The sequence below is a fragment of the Cycloclasticus sp. genome, assembly GCF_019090545.1.
GTDB classification, from domain to species: Bacteria; Pseudomonadota; Gammaproteobacteria; order Methylococcales; family Cycloclasticaceae; genus Cycloclasticus; species Cycloclasticus pugetii.
This window is the reverse complement of record NZ_JAHRVT010000013.1, coordinates 22,616-39,495: the sequence shown is the minus strand read 5'-3', so window position 1 is coordinate 39,495 and position 16,880 is coordinate 22,616. Positions and strand designations below refer to the sequence as shown.

The 16,880-nt window shown below is 42.7% G+C and carries 16 protein-coding genes and 2 tRNA genes; 12 read left to right on the top strand and 6 right to left on the bottom strand.

From position 1 onward, the window contains the following. The first annotated feature begins 15 nt into the window (after positions 1-15). The 3 genes from KUG63_RS03215 to hrpA all read left to right on the top strand — a co-directional run bounded on the left by KUG63_RS03215 (position 16) and on the right by hrpA (position 4,905). Positions 16-91, top strand: a tRNA-Phe gene (locus tag KUG63_RS03215). A gap of 213 nt (positions 92-304) precedes the next feature. Then, positions 305-883, top strand: a complete 579-nt coding sequence (locus KUG63_RS03210) for a YceI family protein (protein ID WP_020931800.1) — start codon at positions 305-307, stop codon at positions 881-883. A gap of 158 nt (positions 884-1,041) precedes the next feature. Then, positions 1,042-4,905 (top strand): ATP-dependent RNA helicase HrpA, encoded by a 3,864-nt coding sequence (gene hrpA, locus KUG63_RS03205; RefSeq protein WP_020931801.1) that lies wholly within the window; start codon positions 1,042-1,044, stop codon positions 4,903-4,905. A gap of 115 nt (positions 4,906-5,020) precedes the next feature. Here the strand turns inward: hrpA and KUG63_RS03200 are convergent, their stop codons facing one another. After that, positions 5,021-5,326, bottom strand: coding sequence for a DUF2288 domain-containing protein (locus KUG63_RS03200; RefSeq protein ID WP_020931802.1), 306 nt, complete (start codon positions 5,324-5,326; stop codon positions 5,021-5,023). A 121-nt stretch (positions 5,327-5,447) separates the two neighbouring features. On the opposite strand from KUG63_RS03200, the gene KUG63_RS03195 reads away from it, so the two are divergent. After that, complete coding sequence (locus KUG63_RS03195; protein ID WP_020161632.1) at positions 5,448-5,876, top strand: YeeE/YedE family protein; 429 nt, start codon at positions 5,448-5,450, stop codon at positions 5,874-5,876. A 2-nt stretch (positions 5,877-5,878) separates the two neighbouring features. Beyond that, complete coding sequence (locus KUG63_RS03190; protein ID WP_016390305.1) at positions 5,879-6,289, top strand: YeeE/YedE family protein; 411 nt, start codon at positions 5,879-5,881, stop codon at positions 6,287-6,289. Here the strand turns inward: KUG63_RS03190 and KUG63_RS03185 are convergent, their stop codons facing one another. Further along, positions 6,290-7,090 carry a sulfite exporter TauE/SafE family protein gene (locus KUG63_RS03185; protein WP_223253202.1) on the bottom strand — a complete coding sequence of 267 codons (801 nt, stop codon included), beginning with the start codon at positions 7,088-7,090 and terminating at the stop codon, positions 6,290-6,292. 57 nt (positions 7,091-7,147) lie between these two features. Between KUG63_RS03185 and KUG63_RS03180 the strand changes: the two genes are divergently transcribed. Beyond that, entirely contained in the window at positions 7,148-8,374 is a 1,227-nt protein-coding gene (locus KUG63_RS03180; RefSeq protein ID WP_041230467.1) for a multifunctional CCA addition/repair protein, read from the top strand. Positions 8,375-8,448: 74 nt separating this feature from the next. Here KUG63_RS03180 and KUG63_RS03175 read toward each other — a convergent pair whose 3' ends face one another. Beyond that, entirely contained in the window at positions 8,449-9,141 is a 693-nt protein-coding gene (locus KUG63_RS03175) for a hypothetical protein (RefSeq protein WP_015004907.1), read from the bottom strand. Between the two features lie 53 nt (positions 9,142-9,194). Between KUG63_RS03175 and KUG63_RS03170 the strand changes: the two genes are divergently transcribed. After that, positions 9,195-9,929 (top strand): pteridine reductase, encoded by a 735-nt coding sequence (locus KUG63_RS03170; RefSeq protein WP_287553995.1) that lies wholly within the window; start codon positions 9,195-9,197, stop codon positions 9,927-9,929. On the opposite strand, the gene folK is transcribed toward KUG63_RS03170, so the two are convergent. Genes folK through tsaD form a run of 3 tightly spaced genes read right to left on the bottom strand, consistent with a single transcriptional unit; the run spans position 9,926 to position 11,819 of the window. After that, complete coding sequence (gene folK, locus KUG63_RS03165) at positions 9,926-10,417, bottom strand: 2-amino-4-hydroxy-6-hydroxymethyldihydropteridine diphosphokinase (protein ID WP_287553994.1); 492 nt, start codon at positions 10,415-10,417, stop codon at positions 9,926-9,928. The two genes, KUG63_RS03170 and folK, sit on opposite strands and share 4 nt — an antisense overlap. After that, positions 10,414-10,773: a dihydroneopterin aldolase gene (gene folB, locus KUG63_RS03160; RefSeq protein WP_015004910.1), complete on the bottom strand. Its 360-nt coding sequence runs from the start codon at positions 10,771-10,773 to the stop codon at positions 10,414-10,416. The genes folK and folB overlap by 4 nt, the downstream gene beginning before the upstream one ends. A gap of 11 nt (positions 10,774-10,784) precedes the next feature. Next, positions 10,785-11,819 (bottom strand): tRNA (adenosine(37)-N6)-threonylcarbamoyltransferase complex transferase subunit TsaD, encoded by a 1,035-nt coding sequence (tsaD, locus tag KUG63_RS03155; RefSeq protein ID WP_015004911.1) that lies wholly within the window; start codon positions 11,817-11,819, stop codon positions 10,785-10,787. Between the two features lie 214 nt (positions 11,820-12,033). Between tsaD and rpsU the strand changes: the two genes are divergently transcribed. The 5 genes from rpsU (at position 12,034) to KUG63_RS03130 (ending at position 16,610) form a co-directional block, all read left to right on the top strand. Next, complete coding sequence (gene rpsU / locus KUG63_RS03150; protein ID WP_015004912.1) at positions 12,034-12,261, top strand: 30S ribosomal protein S21; 228 nt, start codon at positions 12,034-12,036, stop codon at positions 12,259-12,261. Positions 12,262-12,287: 26 nt separating this feature from the next. After that, complete coding sequence (locus tag KUG63_RS03145; protein WP_015004913.1) at positions 12,288-12,746, top strand: GatB/YqeY domain-containing protein; 459 nt, start codon at positions 12,288-12,290, stop codon at positions 12,744-12,746. Positions 12,747-12,914: 168 nt separating this feature from the next. After that, positions 12,915-14,639, top strand: coding sequence for a DNA primase (dnaG, locus tag KUG63_RS03140; protein WP_020161636.1), 1,725 nt, complete (start codon positions 12,915-12,917; stop codon positions 14,637-14,639). A gap of 85 nt (positions 14,640-14,724) precedes the next feature. Continuing rightward, on the top strand, positions 14,725-16,527 hold the full coding sequence (rpoD, locus tag KUG63_RS03135) for an RNA polymerase sigma factor RpoD (protein WP_015004915.1): 1,803 nt from the start codon (positions 14,725-14,727) through the stop codon (positions 16,525-16,527). Positions 16,528-16,533: 6 nt separating this feature from the next. Further along, positions 16,534-16,610: transfer RNA gene (locus KUG63_RS03130), tRNA-Ile, on the top strand. Positions 16,611-16,880 lie beyond the last annotated feature (270 nt).

Here is a 16,880-nt window from a genome sequence, read left to right as displayed (position 1 = left end):
GACCACATCTTAGATGCCCAGATAGCTCAGTCGGTAGAGCAGTGGACTGAAAATCCTCGTGTCGATGGTTCGAATCCGTCTCTGGGCACCATTTGTTATAAAGCCCCAGCTACTATGTAGCTGGGGCTTTTTTATGCGTGAAATAAAATTTAGTCTACTAAGGCGTCGCACTTTATGAAAAATAGTGTCTATGAGCTGGAAAGCTTGTTTGGGCAGGTATTTTCAATACCATTGTATGAGGTTCATTAAAGGGTTAAAAGTTTGTTATCATCGGTTGTACATTTAATGCCAAGTGGATATTGTTATGAGAATAAAACAGCTTATTTTACTTATTTCATTATTGTGTTTGTCGCTAGCCGCGCAAGCAGGTTATCAACTGGATAATACCGCCTCATCACTTTATTTCGTTTCCATTAAGAAAAATACAATTGGCGAAGTGCATAGCTTCGACTCTTTGAGTGGTTCTGTTGATAACAATGGCGCTGCAAGCGTTACGATTAATTTGGCCAGTGTTAAAACGAATATCGAGATTCGTGATGAGCGTATGAAGTCGTTATTATTTGAAACGGCAGCTTTTCCGACAGCTGAAGTGTCTACGAATATAGAGGTGGACGCGATAACATCCCTAAATATCGGTGAAAGGCTTGTCATGCCAGTGGCGTTGACACTTAATCTGCATGGGCAGTCAGTGGCGGTGCAAACACAGCTACAAGTGATCGCTGTGAATGGCGGAATATCGGTGAGTACAATTAAGCCAATCATGTTGAATGCCATGGATTTTGGCCTAACGGAAGGGGTTAAGGCGTTAATGGAGATTGCAAGCCTTCCCTCTATTGCAACAACCGTTCCCGTCTCGTTTAACCTTGTATTTAAAGCGGACTAAAGTTAGCGCGTAACGTTGAGATAGTGATGTTGCACGACTGCTGGGCCTGAAAAAGGTGGCTAGTTGAGTAAACTTTTTTAAAACCACAGGGCTCACGTAAACGTGTTAGAGGCCCTTTAGGTATAATGCCACTTTGCCTAGCGATAGTTTTTATTTACATGCCTTCATCCATTCGCGAGATTCGCGCATTAATCCCTAATTGTTTAACCAAAGACCGGCATGCCTTTCGTACGCAGTTAAAAAGAGCGAGTTTAAAACGCTCGCTAGAACAGCAAGCGCTGCTAGACACGCTGGCTGAAAAAGTAGCAGTGTCTATTAGTCAGGTAGAGCTGCGTGAGGGAAGTTGCCCAACAGTGAACTTTCCTGATTTACCGATTAGTGAGAGACGGGAGGAAATTTCCAAGCTGATTGATAAGCACCAAGTTATTATTCTTTGTGGTGAAACGGGGTCAGGAAAAACCACCCAATTACCTAAAATTTGCTTGGAACTGGGTCGTGGGTTTAAGGGACAAATTGGCCATACACAACCGCGACGATTAGCCGCCATTAGCGTGGCGCAACGCATAGCTGATGAGCTGAAGTCAGAGCTAGGGCAAGCGGTTGGTTACAAAATTCGTTTTCAGGGTAAGGAGAATCAACAAACCCTTGTTAAGTTAATGACAGACGGTATTTTGTTGGCAGAGATTAAATCTGATCCATTTTTAAGCCAGTACGATACCTTGATATTAGATGAGGCGCACGAACGTAGTTTAAATATTGATTTTCTCTTAGGTTATATGAAATGGCTGCTACCAAAGCGACCAGATTTAAAATTAATTGTTACCTCGGCAACGATTGACCCCGAGCGTTTCTCTAGGCACTTTGATGGCGCACCTATTATCAATGTTTCCGGTAGAACCTATCCGGTTGAAATGCGTTATCGGCCGGTCGGTGTCGATTCGCAGCAAGGCGACGAGGATATCGTTCAGGGGATTGTTAATGCTGCTGATGAATTACATCGCGAGAGAGCGGGTGATATGTTGGTGTTTTTAAGTGGTGAGCGGGAAATTAGAGAGGCGGCAGAAGCGCTTAGGAAACATCACCCAGCAGGCTATGATATTTTGCCCTTGTATTCACGGCTTAGTGCCAAAGAGCAGGCTGCTATTTTTAAGCCGCATAAAAAACCACGTATTGTGCTGGCGACAAACGTCGCCGAAACTTCATTAACAGTACCGGGTATCCGTTGCGTGATAGATACCGGCTTGGCACGGATCAGTCGCTTTAGTCAGCGGAGCAAAATACAGCAGCTACCAATAGAAGCTATTTCACAAGCAAGTGCGAATCAACGAAGTGGTCGCTGTGGGCGAGAAGCGGCGGGAATTTGTATTCGCTTGTTTAGCGAAGATGATTTTAACCAACGGCCTGAATTCACTGAACCTGAAATTTTACGTACCAATCTGGCATCGGTTATTTTGCAAATGAAATCGTTGAGGCTGGCAGATATTAATCAGTTCCCATTTTTAGAGCCGCCTGGGGATAAAATGATTCGTAGTGGCGTGCGTAGTTTGCATGAACTAGGTGCGCTAGATAAAAATGAAAAATTAACTCAAATTGGCCGGCGGTTAACGCATTTCCCGCTCGATCCTCAATTTGGCAGGATGTTATTAGCCGCTGAGCAATTTCAATGCTTAGACGAGGCCTTAACCATAGTGTCGGCCTTGTCGATCCAAGACCCAAGGGAGCGGCCGAGCAATAAGGCGAAATATGCCGATGAAAAACATAAAGCGTATCAAAATGAGAGCTCGGATTTTCTATCCTTTTTAGTGTTATGGCGTGAAATACAACGCCAGAAAAAGACACTATCGAATAATCAGTTCCGTAAATATTGTCGAGAAAACTTTCTTGCGTATATGCGAATAAAGGATTGGGAAGATATTCGTCGTCAGCTATTAGATTTAGTGAAAAAAAACTTGGCGTTGAAGATAAACAACACGCAGGCCGACGATGATGCAATTCATCAGTCTTTATTGGCAGGCTTGGTGACTCGGATTGGTTTTAAACACGAACAAGCTGAATATTTAGGTGCACGGAATTTAAAATTTTACATTCATCCCGCCTCTACGTTATTCAAGAAGCCGCCAAAATGGTTGATGGCCGCAGAGCAAGTAGAAACAACGCGTGTTTATGGTCGAACGGTTGCATCAATAAAACCCGAGTGGATTGAAAAAGCCGCTGGGCATTTGATTAAGCACCATTATTATGAACCGCATTGGTCAAAAAAATCAGCGCAAGGCATGGTTCACGAGCAATTATTACTGTTTGGTTTAACGATTAGCAAAGGGCGGAAAGTACCGTTGGCTCGAACAGAACCAGAGCAGGCGCGAGAGATGTTTATACGCCATGGGCTGGTTGATAGAGATATGGTTTGTCATGCAGCTTTCTTTAGAAAAAATGAAAAACTGTTGCAGGAGATTGAGTATGAACAGCAAAAAGGCCGCCGTGTAGACCTGCTTGTAGATGAGCAAGCCTTGTTTGAGTTTTATGATCAAAAATTGCCAGCGCAAATCAACAGTTTGGCCGCTTTAAATAAGTGGATAAAAAAGGATGAAAATCAGGCGATTCTTGAATTAACGCCAGAGGATGTTTCTTCGCAAGATGAAACAGCGGTTGATGCAAATAAGTTTCCCGATATGCGTCTGATAAATGGTGTGCCGATAAAATTAAGTTACCGTTTTGAACCAGGTCATAATGAAGATGGAGTAACGGCGCAGATCCCATTGGCGCAGTTGAACCAGCTCACTGATGATGGGTTTGAGTGGTTGGTGCCGGGCTTGTACGCGGAAAAACTACAAGCATTGATAAAGGGGTTGCCAAAAAATTTACGTAAACAGTTTGTGCCTATTTCAAATTCTGTTGAAGCCTGCTTAGAGGAAATGGATTATGCAAATGGGCGTTTGTTAGACAAATTGGCTGCTTTTTTAAATAAACAATTTGGCTCAACCTTAAAAGCAGCAGATTTTGAATTAGATAAATTATCACCCCACCTGCGAATGAATTTTCATATTTTGGGTAAAAAATCTAAAATTATTGCTGTAGCTAAAGATTTTAATGTCTTAAAGCGGCAGTATGCTGAGAAGGCAGGTATGCAATTTCAAACGGCGTTAACCAGTGCGTTATCGTCATCGGGTTCAAAAAACTGGCAATTTGATGATATCCCCGAACATCAAACGATTCAACATGATGGGCAAGAGCTGAAGGGCTTTCCCGCCTTAGTTGATGAGCAAGGGAGTGTGGGGCTCACGCTAATGGATTCAGCTGAACAGGCGCAAAAAACTCACCGAAATGGCTTGATACGGTTATTTCGTTTGAAGTTTTCAAAAGAGCTAAAAAAACTAAGCCGGCAGTCAGCCATCACCACCGCACAGGCGTTTAGTTATCAACAATTGCCATTGCATCCCCATTGCAAACGGAGCCATGGGGAGGATGTTTTCGATGATTTGGCCTATCAATTGATTGCTAGTTTTTTTGCTGACCAAGATATTCGTACTGAAGCTGAGTTTGATGCAGCGGCGCAGAAAAATGATATTTCATTGTATGCAAAAGGCTATGAACTTTCGGAGGTTATTTCGCAGCTTTTGTCTCAATATCAAAAGCTAGTAAAAGAGCTTGAACAGTGGCGTAATGAAAAAGTTATGTATGAGGACATTTCTAAGCAATTGTCTTGTTTATGTTTCAACGGGTTTGTTAGGCACGTTTCGGCAGACCAGTTAAGGTTTTACACACGTTATTTAAAAGCAATTCAGCTTAGGTTGGAAAAAGCAGGCGGGCAATTACATAAAGACCAAGAAAAAACAAAACAGGCGCAGTATTTTGAAAAGAAGTTTTGGCTGTGGGTGTCTTCAACAGACGCAAACCCGGAAAATGAAGCTTTCCGCTGGATGTTAGAAGAATTCAGAATATCGCTGTTTGCCCAGCAAATTAAAACTAGGGAACCTATCTCAGAAAAGCGGTTGGAAAAGGCGTGGGCCGCGATGTTGGGCTAAAGCTAGAGCGCTAAGGGTGATAAGAACGTTAATGATAAATCGTTTTTATGATAGAAAGCTGAACTCAGGCCGCCACGCCACACCCTGTTTTAACCAGCGTAATGAAAGCAGCTTTCTAGCGAGCCCCTTTACGTTGCTGAACGAGAATCCAAGGTAATACAATAACAGACCAAAGGTTGCTATCACCTTTTGACCATAATAAAGCCTCTTTATTTGAAACGGCTGATAAACGGTTCTCAGCGATCCATTGTTCAATAACTGGTTTATTGTCATTAGCTATTTCCACAGCGGCATCCACAAGATCAAGCTCACTGGAAACACGTAATAAATTACCGCGAGCAAAAAAACGCTCTAAGTCTTTCCACTCAATGCTGGCTGTTTCGGCATGTAAGGTATGCCATTGGTCGGTTTTGTTTTTCATGGCGTGTATTTTACACAAGATTTATCTTCTCAGCAGGGTCTAGGGGGTTAATATGTTTTTGATAATATGCTTATAATATTTAATAATATAAATTTATTCATAACATAAGAGAAGTGACACTATGGAGAACTTTACCCCCTATTTATCGTTAGCAGGCGGTGTGTTAATTGGTATCAGTGCGAGTATTTTAATGTACTTAAATGGTCGTATTGCAGGCATCAGTGGCATTGTCGCCGGTGTCTTTAATGCGCCTTCGTTTGAAGAAAAGGCATGGCGCTTTGCCTTTGTTGTGGGCCTTGTTTTAGGAGGTGCGGTTTATATGCACTTTTTCCCAATCACAATAGCGGCTAGGGAATCGATGTCTACAATATTATTAATTGCCGGCGGATTGGTGGTTGGAATAGGCACAGCAATGGGTAGTGGTTGTACTAGTGGGCATGGAATTTGTGGTATTTCACGTTTTTCTCTGCGCTCATTAGTAGCAACAGCGACGTTTTTGTTAAGTGGCATTGTAACAGTGTATGTATTCAAACAAATTACGGGGGGTTAATAATGCTTAAAATACTCAGTGCGTTAGTTGCCGGTGTTATTTTTGGCGTCGGTTTGGCGTTATCGCAAATGGTAAACCCCAATAAAGTGATCAATTTTTTAGATATCACCGGTCAATGGGACCCCAGTTTAATGTTTGTTTTAGGGGGCGCTGTTTTAACAACAACGCTTGCTTACCGTTTTATTTTTTCAAGAGGTAAACCTCTTTTGGCTGACGACTTTCAATTACCAACCTTATTACAAATAGATCGTCCGTTAATTATAGGCGCGGCGTTATTTGGTATTGGTTGGGGCGTTATTGGTTATTGCCCAGGTCCTGCGGTTGCAAGTTTAGGGTTTGGTTTTCAAGAACCGTTGCTGGTCGTGGTATCCATGTTGGTGGGTATGTTGCTCTATAAGGCAGCTGTTAAATAATTAAAAAATTGCGCTAATAAACATTTTTAAGCCAACAAAAAGCATGATGACGGCAAACGTTTTCTTCATTGCACCGGTAGGGATTGTGTGTGCTAGATGCACACCAATCGGTGCGGCGAATAAGCTGGCTACACTAATGCCCAGAAAGGCAGGTATATTAATATAGCCAATATTGCCTTCTATGGGGATAGTGTTTTTTAGGCCGAGAATAATAAAACTAATGGCACCAAAAATGGCAATAGGTAGGCCAAAGGTGCTTCCAAATGCAATAGCTTTTTTCATCGGTACGTTGTGCAATAACATGTACGGAACAGTAAAAGTACCGCCACCAATACCAATCAGCGTGGAAAGTATGCCTAAAACACTACCGGCGAGACTCAAGGGTAGTGGAGAAGGCAGTTTGCGCTCAGGATTCGGTGTTAACTTTAGTGCCATACGAAGGCCATTCAGTAATAAAAACCCACCAAACACCATAGAGAGCAGCTCAGTCGTCAGGTAATGCACTAAGTGGGCGCCAAAATAAGCGCCAATAGCAATACCTGGGGTGAAATATTTAACAACTTTCCAGTCAATGGCGCCACGCTTGTTTTGCGCATAAATGGCGGAAAGGGAGGTGATAATAATAGTGGCTAAAGAAGTAGCAATCGCAGTTTGCATGCTGGTTTCTACTGGCATACCATGGGGGGGTAATAGCCAAGCTAAAAATGGCACAATAGCAATACCGCCGCCGATACCTAAGAGGCCTGAAATCAGTCCTGTGAAGGATCCAAACAGCAAACAGTACATGAAAATCTCTAACACAATAAAACCTTGGGTTGAAAAAAAACTTAAAATCATAACATATATTAGACTATGGTAATGGAGATATATCTGGTAGGCGGTGCCGTCAGGGATAAGCTGCTTAACTATCCGTCAAAGGATAGGGATTATGTTGTTGTTGGCTCATCGGTAGATGAAATGCTACAACAAGGCTTTGAGCAAGTAGGTAAGGATTTTCCTGTTTTTCTTCACCCGGATACAAAAGCGGAATATGCCTTAGCAAGAACAGAACGCAAAATTGGCGGTGGTTACAAAGGGTTTGAAGTGCATGCGTCACCGGAAGTAACATTAAAGGAAGATTTGCAACGGCGTGATTTGACGATCAATGCGATGGCACAACGTGCCGACGAATTGATTGACCCATATGGTGGCAAAGTTGATTTAGAAGCTCGAATATTGCGTCACGTGTCTCCACACTTTACAGAAGACCCGTTACGCATCTTGCGGGTGGCACGATTTGCTGCACGTTATGCGCATCTGGGTTTTAGCGTGGCGCCAGAGACCATGAAACTGATGCAAGAAATGGTTAGTAGTGGTGAGCTTGCCTTGTTAACAGCGGAGCGTGTTTGGCAAGAAATTAGTCGCTCATTGGGTGAGCAATCACCAGATATATTTTTTGAAGTATTAAGGCAATGTGACGCCTTAGCGGTTATTTTGCCGGAGTTGGACGTATTATTCGGTGTCCCTCAGCCAGCAAAGCACCATCCTGAAATTGACACCGGTATTCATACAATGATGGTGCTACGTCAAGCCGCTAAGTTATCGGACAGTGCTGTCGTGCGTTTTGCGGCATTGGTGCATGACCTTGGGAAAGGGCTGACGAAAGCGGATAACTGGCCGTCTCATCATGGTCATGAGGAGATGGGGTTAACGGCTTTAAAGAAGATGGCAACACGTTTGCGAATTCCCAATGAATTTGTTGATCTGGCAGAAAAAGTGATGAAATATCATACGCATTGTCATCGGGCATTTGAGTTAAAAGCAGCGACCTTATTGAAAGTGTTGGAGGCATTAGGGGCTTTTCGCCAACCGCAAAAATTAACCTCATTTTTATTGGCTTGTGAGGCAGACGCCAGAGGTCGAAAGGGTTTTGAAAACAAGGACTATCCACAGGCTGATTGGATTAAACAGGCTTACTTTGCAGCGAATGAAGTTGACCCTAAAGAGTTTGTTAAACAGGGTTTAGTGGGTAAGAAAATTGGTGAGGCCATTCATAAACGGCGGCTTGAAGTCATTCAACAATTAAAGCATGCAAGAGCAGACTAAAGTCGTTGGGCATAAAGTCTGCCAATGATGTTGTTGTGTGTATTTTATAATACTGAGCATGCATATTTAGAGGCTTAAACGGGTAAAAAGACAAACCGGGCAGCCGACTGAAAAACATTTTTTATAGTGCGATGGTTTTTAGTCGCAATAACCAGTGCGAGCAGATCCTGTTGACCAATGAGCTTGCCAAATAACCGATCATAACTTCGGTTTGTTGCGGAGAGGCCTTTACCAGAACTGAGTAAAAAAAGTTCTCCATTTTGTTTTCTTTTGGTTTGCAGTAACCACGAAGCGACTTCAATATTGCGTGCGCCGTTATACACTTTTTGAGCATCTAAGCTATCGAATAAATAAAACTGGCTTTTACCGTTATATGACAAAGTAAGCATGCTAGCTAAGCCTGATACATAAGCAAGTACACGGTCACCTTGATATTGTTCGTTAAAAGCGAGTCGAATACTGTCCACGCTACTTTTGCCATTTACGGTTGGAAAGGGTTGTTTAAAAATACGTGCTACAGCGGCTTCTCTTGATTTTAAATTGGTTTTCTTCCATTCTCGTGGGTTACGTTTGTAGAGTTTTGTTGCTAGTAGCCTTAGGTGTTTGATAGTTTGTTTTACGTGGGTGTCAGCGACCATGTCGATATCAGTCTTGGCCATGGCGTTAAGATTAAAGTATTCGTAATGGTAACCTTTTTGGTCGGGGACTTGAGCGCAAGCACTTAATAGAAGGGCCAAAAATAGCAACAAAAAGAATCGGTTTTGCATATGTTATTCAGTAGTATGTTCTCATTGAAAGTCTAGTTTAATTCGAGGGTGGTGTGTCCAAATTGCAGAAAATAGTGTTAATTACTGGTGCGGCAAGGCGAATTGGCGCGCAAATGACGAAAACGTTTCATGCGGCAGGGTACGGCGTTGTGGTTCACTATCGTTATTCACGCAGCGAAGCGGATGAGCTTGTTCAGCTATTAAATAATAAAAGAGAGCACTCTGCGTGGGCTATAAAAGCGGATTTACAGTCGGTGCAGAAAATTGAGCAGATGGTCGATCAGGTGATTACTAGACATGGGCGTTTGGACGTGTTGATTAATAATGCGTCTACATTTTACCCAACGCCAGTTGGCGATGCTAATGAGAGTGAGTGGAATGATTTGATGGGGAGTAATTTAAAAGCCCCATTTTTTGTCAGTAAAGTGGCGTTCAAGGCATTAAAAAAAACCAAAGGTTGTATTGTTAATATTGTTGATATTTATGCTAAACGTTCATTGGTAGATTACCCGATTTATAGCACCGCAAAAGCGGGGTTATATGCGTTAACAGAATCGTTAGCTAAGGAGTTGGCGCCAGATGTGCGTGTGAATGGCGTATCGCCAGGGGCAATTTTATGGCCAGAAAGTCAGGCAACTGAATTGACCGACAGCATTGTTGAAAAAATTCCTTTGCAGCGACAAGGTGCACCCAGCGATATTGCCGAAACAGTGTTATTTTTAGCCCAAAATGCGGCTTATATTACCGGTCAGGTGATTGCGGTTGATGGCGGTAAAAGCCTTGTCTAATCCCAACTAAAATCAATGCGTTTTTGTACGATGCTAGATTTGTCGAAATGTTGCCAGAGCTGCTGGTAAGAGGTCTGTAAAACAGGGTGTTGTAGGTTGCCAGCAATTTCAGCCAGTGGCTCTAAGACGAATGCATACTGAGTTATTTCGCCACGCGGAATATCGAGAAGAGGGTCTTTGCTGATGAAGTTGCCATACAGGATTAAATCTAAATCCAGTGTTCGCGGGTTAAATTTTTTCTGATCAAGGGTGCGGCCATTGTCTTTTTCAATCGTATCAAGAATGGTATCTACTTGTATTGCGGACAGATCTGTTTCAAAAGCAGCAATTAAATTTAGAAAGGGTTGACCATCAAAACCAACCGCGTCGGACTCATAAACGCTGGATAAGGTGAGGTTACCGAATTGTTTTTTTAAGGCATTTATACCGGCACGGATATGTTTTTCGCGCTCAATGTTGCTGCCAATGCTTAGGTAAACAGTGGTCATTGGGGTTTTGATCCACGCTCAATAATAATGCCAACGTCATCGGCATGGCGTAATGCTCCTTTCTTGTTCAAGGTTAGCTTTAGCCAAGGGACATTGAAATCATGAATAATCAGTTCGGCAACTTTTTCGGCTAATGTTTCAACTAACTGAAACTCACTTTTTTCGACAAAATCAATCACTGCTTTCGATAGAGATTTATAGTCTAAAGTGTCGTCAATATGATCACTAGCAGCAGCTTTTTTTATGTCCGCGGCCATTTCGATATCAAAGAAAACGGGCTGTTTTACTTTGCGTTCCCAGTCAAAAATGCCAATGATGGCTTCAATTCGTAAGTTTCGTAGAAAAATAATATCCATAAGCTCTTTGTTTACTTTGTTTGAGGCGTATTAAGTGCAGATAATGGCCAGCGAGGTCGAGCTTTAATGCTGAGCTCGTCGAATTCCCCAGCTAATAGACGTTGATAACCAGCGTAAGCGATCATGGCGCCATTGTCAGTACAAAATTCATGGCGGGGATAAAATACCTTGGCGCTGATTTCTTTGGCCATTTGGTCCAGTGTTTTACGTAAACGTTGGTTGGCGCTGACGCCACCAGCAACCACTAGGGTAGAGAGCCCGGTTTGAGTTAAAGCGCGTTTGCATTTAATCGCCAATGTGTCAGCCACGGCATCTTCGAAGGCTCTGGCGATATCAGCACAGGTTTGCTCGTCTAAAGCATGTTGCTGGCTGGTTGTTAAGGCAAAAGTTTTGAGCCCGCTAAAGCTAAAATCAAGCCCTGGCCGGTTGGTCATAGGGCGTGGAAAATTAAACCTTTCCGGATTGCCATTTTTGGCGCAAGCGGCCAAGGCAGGTCCCCCTGGGTAGCCTAAATTGAGTAATTTTGCTGTTTTATCAAAGGCTTCGCCGGCAGCATCATCTAAGGATTCGCCGAGTAGTTGATAGTCACCTATTTGATTGACCTTAATTAATTGTGTGTGCCCACCTGAGACCAATAAGGCAACAAAAGGAAAGCTAGGTGGTGTTGTTTCAAGCATGGGGGCTAATAAATGACCTTCCATATGGTGAACGCCGATAGAGGGGATGTCCCACGCATAAGCCAAGCTTCGAGCAACGCTAGCTCCAGCAAACAGAGCGCCAACAAGTCCCGGCCCAGATGTGTAGGCAACGCCGGACAACTCACGACTAGTTACGCTGGCATTAGCAAAGCATTGTTTAATAAGTGGAATTAGTTTACGGACGTGGTCTCGTGAAGCCAGTTCAGGCACAACGCCTCCGTACTCCGCATGCATGTCAATTTGGCTATACAGCGCATCAGCGAGTAAGCCGCGTTCGCCATACAAGGCAACGCCTGTTTCGTCACAGGATGTTTCAATACCAAGAACAAGTGGTGGCTGGGTAGTCATTGATGGCGATGGTTTAGCAAGGTTTTAAAGCAGGCTATTATACGCAAACAAGGCGCTTTCTGCCTAAACGATATGAAGCTCACGTTAATCATTAACAATAGATTTTCGTTAAAGGTGTTGTTATTAGGAGAGTATGGGTGTTGGCATATGGCTTTGCTGCGTGTATAATCCGCCATCCTTTTACACCATTTAACTTTTAAGAAGAGAGAAATACATGCCTTCAGTTCGCGTTAAAGATAACGAACCATTTGACTTTGCTCTACGTCGTTTTAAGCGTACATGTGAAAGAGCCGGCGTTTTGGCTGAATCACGTAAACGTGAGTTTTATGAAAAGCCAACTGCTGAGCGCAAGCGTAAAGCAGCTGCAGCGGTTAAACGTCATTTGAAAGGGTTGTCTCGCACACGTCGCGCATTGAACAACCTTCGTCGTGGCCGTAGCTAATATTTGCTACTCGCGTCGTTAACATAATGAGCGAACAAGCTACGCCTTTATTGCACCGTATCCGTGAGGATATGAAGTTAGCAATGAAGGCTAAAGAAAAAGAAAAGCTGAGTGTTATTCGTTTAATACTCGCTGCTATTAAGCAAAAAGAAGTCGATGAGCGTATCGAATTAGATGATACGCAAGTCCTCCAATTGCTCGATAAGATGGTCAAACAGCGTCGTGATTCAATAGAGGCGTTTGACAAAGCAGGTCGTGACGATCTATCACTGATAGAGCAAAAAGAAACAAGTATTATCCAGCAGTACTTGCCCCAACAATTAACTGAATCAGAGGTCGATCAACTGATCGATCAGGCGATTACCGAATCTGGTGCGCAAGGCATGAAAGATATGGGTAAAGTGATGGGTATTCTTCGTCCTAAATTACAAGGTCGTGCAGACGTTGGTGCGGCAAGCGGTAAAATAAAAGCCAAGCTTTCTTAATTTGTTTTTATTTAGTGGTCCGCATGATCACTGTATGACAAATTGGTAGGCATGGAGAAGCGCATCAATTTCACTGGGCACTTCCGGCTCGTATAGAAAAGTATTAACGCTTGTTAATGTTGTCTATGCTTCAAGCAAGAATCATAGGGTAAATAAAATACCATAATCATGGCAGGTCGAATCCCCCAGCATTTTATTGATGACTTATTGGCAAGAACCGATATTGTCGAGGTGATTGATAGCTTGCTACCGTTGAAAAAAAAAGGTGCAAACTACTCTGCTTGCTGCCCTTTTCATAACGAGAAAACCCCCAGTTTTACTGTCAGCCAAGACAAGCAGTTTTATCATTGTTTTGGTTGTGGCCAGAGTGGTTCGGTGATTGGCTTTTTAATGGATTACAGCCACTTTAGTTTTGTAGAAGCAATTGAAGAATTAGCAAGCCGCGCTGGCGTGGAAGTTGTACGCGAGCAAGGGTTTGAAACGGAGAAACCGAAACGGGATTTATCGCCACTGCTGCGTATGAATGAGAAGGTGAGTGACTTTTACCAGCAGCAACTGCGACAGCATGGGGCCAGTCATATTGCGACGGAGTACTTGAAAAATAGAGGGCTGACAGGCGAAGTGGCTAAAACCTTCCAATTAGGTTTTGCACCACCAGGTTGGAGTAATTTGCTGTCGTCGTTGGGCCAAGATAACGATTCGCTCCATCAGTTAGGTGAATTAGGGCTTGTGGTGACGAATGAAAATAATAAAACGTATGACCGCTTTAGAGAGCGAATTATTTTCCCTATCCGTAATAAACGTGGGCAAACTATCGGGTTTGGTGGTCGAGTTCTAGATGGCGGCGAGCCAAAGTATTTAAATTCTCCAGAAACGCCGCTCTACCATAAAGGCCGTGAAGTATATGGTTTATATGAAGCGCTAAAATCGTCTACTAAAATACAGCAAATTATTGTGGTTGAAGGCTACTTAGACGTTATTTCGCTTTATCAGCAGGGCGTTACAAATGCTGTTGCTGCCTTGGGTACCGCAATCACTCGCGAGCACGTTGATTTATTATTTCGCTCTGTGTCCACCTTGGTGATATGTATGGATGGTGACACAGCGGGACAAAAAGCAGCATGGCGTGCTGTGACGAATGCTTTGCCAGCTTTGCGCACTGGACGGCAAATAAAAGTATTACTGTTAGCTGAGGGTGAAGATCCTGATAGTTTAATTCGTGAAAAAGGGGCCTCACACTTTGAGCAGTTGGTAGAGCAGGCGACGCCGTTGTCCAGTTATTTTTTTGATTACTTAGGTAAACAGCACCCGTTGACGACAATTGAAGGGCGGGCTGGTTTTATGGAGCAAGCGAAACCATTGCTAGATACATTACCTGCGGGTGCTTTTGCAGAATTAATGAAGAAACAATTAGCACAGCTAACTAAAATGGAAAAGCAAGGTGCGGCCGCTTCCTTCAAACCTCGATTCGGTGCGCGACAAGTTGTTAAAAAAACTGGGGCCGCCCCCCTTTCGGCTATGAGGCATTTAATAATGCTGATTCTTCATGAGCCTGCGTTGGTGCAAAAAATTAATACACAAGACGCTTGGTTACAATTAAATGTGCCAGGAATGCCGGTATTAAATGAAATTATTTCGGTGTTAAATGGTCATATAGAGGTATCGCCAGCAATGCTGCTAGAACGGTTTCGTGGGCACGAACATGAAAAAATTATTAGAGCATTGTTTGCCGAAGAGCGATTAATCGAAGGGGAGTCGACTGAGCAGGAGTTTTTAGGCGCGATTGAGCGCTTGAAAGAGCAGGCAAAAAAGAGTCGTTATGAAATATTATTGGCAAAAGCAGAAGATTTAAGTGAAGAAGAAAGAGATGAGCTTAGAGAATTAATGAAATAAAAGAACATTCGTAGATAAATTAAGAATATCTGCTAAAATACTCGGTTCAGTTGGCGAAAATTTGTACTTAGTTCACGGGAACATAATGGATAAAGAACAACAGAAAGAACAAACCTCTAAAATCAAAGCATTGATTAGTAAAGGGCATGAGCAAGGTTACTTGACGTATGCGGAGGTGAACGATCACCTACCACAAGACGTGGAGCCAGAGCGTATTGAAGAAATCATTACAATGATTTCAGATATGGGCATTAGTGTCAGCGAAGAGGCGCCAGAGTCAGATACTGTATCCGATGGCACCGTTGCTCAAACGGTTGATGAATCTGCTGCGGCTGAAGTAGCGGCTGTTGCTTTAGCAACCGTTGATAAAGAGTTAGGCCGAACGACAGACCCTGTCCGTATGTACATGCGTGAAATGGGCACGGTTGGCTTATTAACTCGCCAAGGTGAGCTTGATATAGCTAAGCGTATTGAAGAAGGGCAAAACGAAATGTTGGCGGCGATTGTTCGTTACCCAGCTGTTGTGGATCGCTTTTTTGATGTGTTCGAAAAAATTAAGAGTGATGAGCTTCGCCTAGCAGACTATATTCCAGATTTTGTTGATTTAGAAGACGACTATGATTACACGCAGCCTGCGGCAGCGAAAGATGAAAGTGCGCCTGAAATTCCAGCATTAACCATCGAAGATGTCGAAGTTCGTATTAACGAAATTGCGGCTAAGTACAAAGAATGTACTAAGGTGATTAAAAAAGAAGGTTATGCCTCAGAAAAAACTCAAAAAGAGTTTGATGAGTTGGCCTTATTGTTTATGGCGCTTAAATTTACACCGCGTTTCTTTACATTGCTTTCAAATGAAATGAAACAATGTGTTGAGTTGGTTAGAGCTCAAGAAAAAACCATTATTGACATCTGCGTTAAACAAGCAAAAATGCCGCGTAAGTTATTTATCGCAGGCTTTGTTAAAAATGAAAGTGACATAACATGGTTAGAAGAGCACTTAAAAACAGACGAGCCATTTGTTGCTGTTATTAAAGAAAATTTCCATGAAATTAAAAAAGCACAAGTTAGGCTGGCTAATGTAGAAAGCGAAAGCTCTTTAGTCACGACAGAAATCAAAGACATTAACCGTCGCTTATCGATTGGCGAAGCCAAAATGCGCCGTGCTAAAAAAGAAATGGTTGAAGCCAATTTACGATTGGTGATCTCCATTGCTAAAAAATACACAAACCGAGGGCTGCAATTCTTAGACCTTATTCAAGAAGGCAATATCGGCTTAATGAAAGCGGTTGATAAGTTTGAATATCGTCGTGGTTATAAGTTCTCTACCTATGCAACATGGTGGATTCGTCAGGCCATTACGCGTTCCATAGCCGACCAAGCAAGAACGATTCGTATACCAGTGCATATGATAGAAACGATTAATAAGTTAAATCGTATTTCACGTCAAATTTTGCAAGAAAAAGGCCGAGAAGCCTTGCCTGAAGAATTGGCGATAGAAATGGAAATGCCAGAAGACAAGGTTCGCAAAGTACTTAAAATTGCAAAAGAGCCTATCTCAATGGGTACGCCGATTGGTGATGATGAAGACTCAAGCTTAGGTGATTTCATCGAAGATGCTAACGCAGTGTCACCAGTAGATTCAGCAACGATTGAAAGCTTAAGAGAGTCTACACAAGATGTACTTGCAGGCTTAACCGCTCGTGAAGCTAAAGTTATTAGAATGCGTTTTGGTATTAATATGAATACCGATCACACATTAGAAGAAGTAGGTAAGCAATTTGATGTGACTCGTGAGAGAATACGTCAAATTGAAGCAAAGGCATTGCGTAAATTACGTCATCCTTCACGAACAGAGCATTTACGTAGCTTTATAGATACGTCAGAATAGAACAAAGGGCCTATAGCTCAGTTGGTTAGAGCAGTGGACTCATAATCCATTTGTCCAAGGTTCAAGTCCTTGTAGGCCCACCATATAAAACAAAGACTTACGAGAAATCGTAGGTCTTTTTTTATGTCTATGGTTTTTGGGGTAAGGCGGGGGTAAGGTTGGGTGGGCCTGCGTGATAAGCATTACCTGTTTTTTTGATGGCCCCACTTTTAGTAATATAAGAGTCAGCAGGCCTATCTGCTTATCTCATGATTGGCTGGAAGGTTGTCTCCACCTGTCATGCTTGTGAAATTAGTTTTGGCTTAATTTTATATACATAGCTACAATGCTTTCACAATGATTAAAAAAGGGAA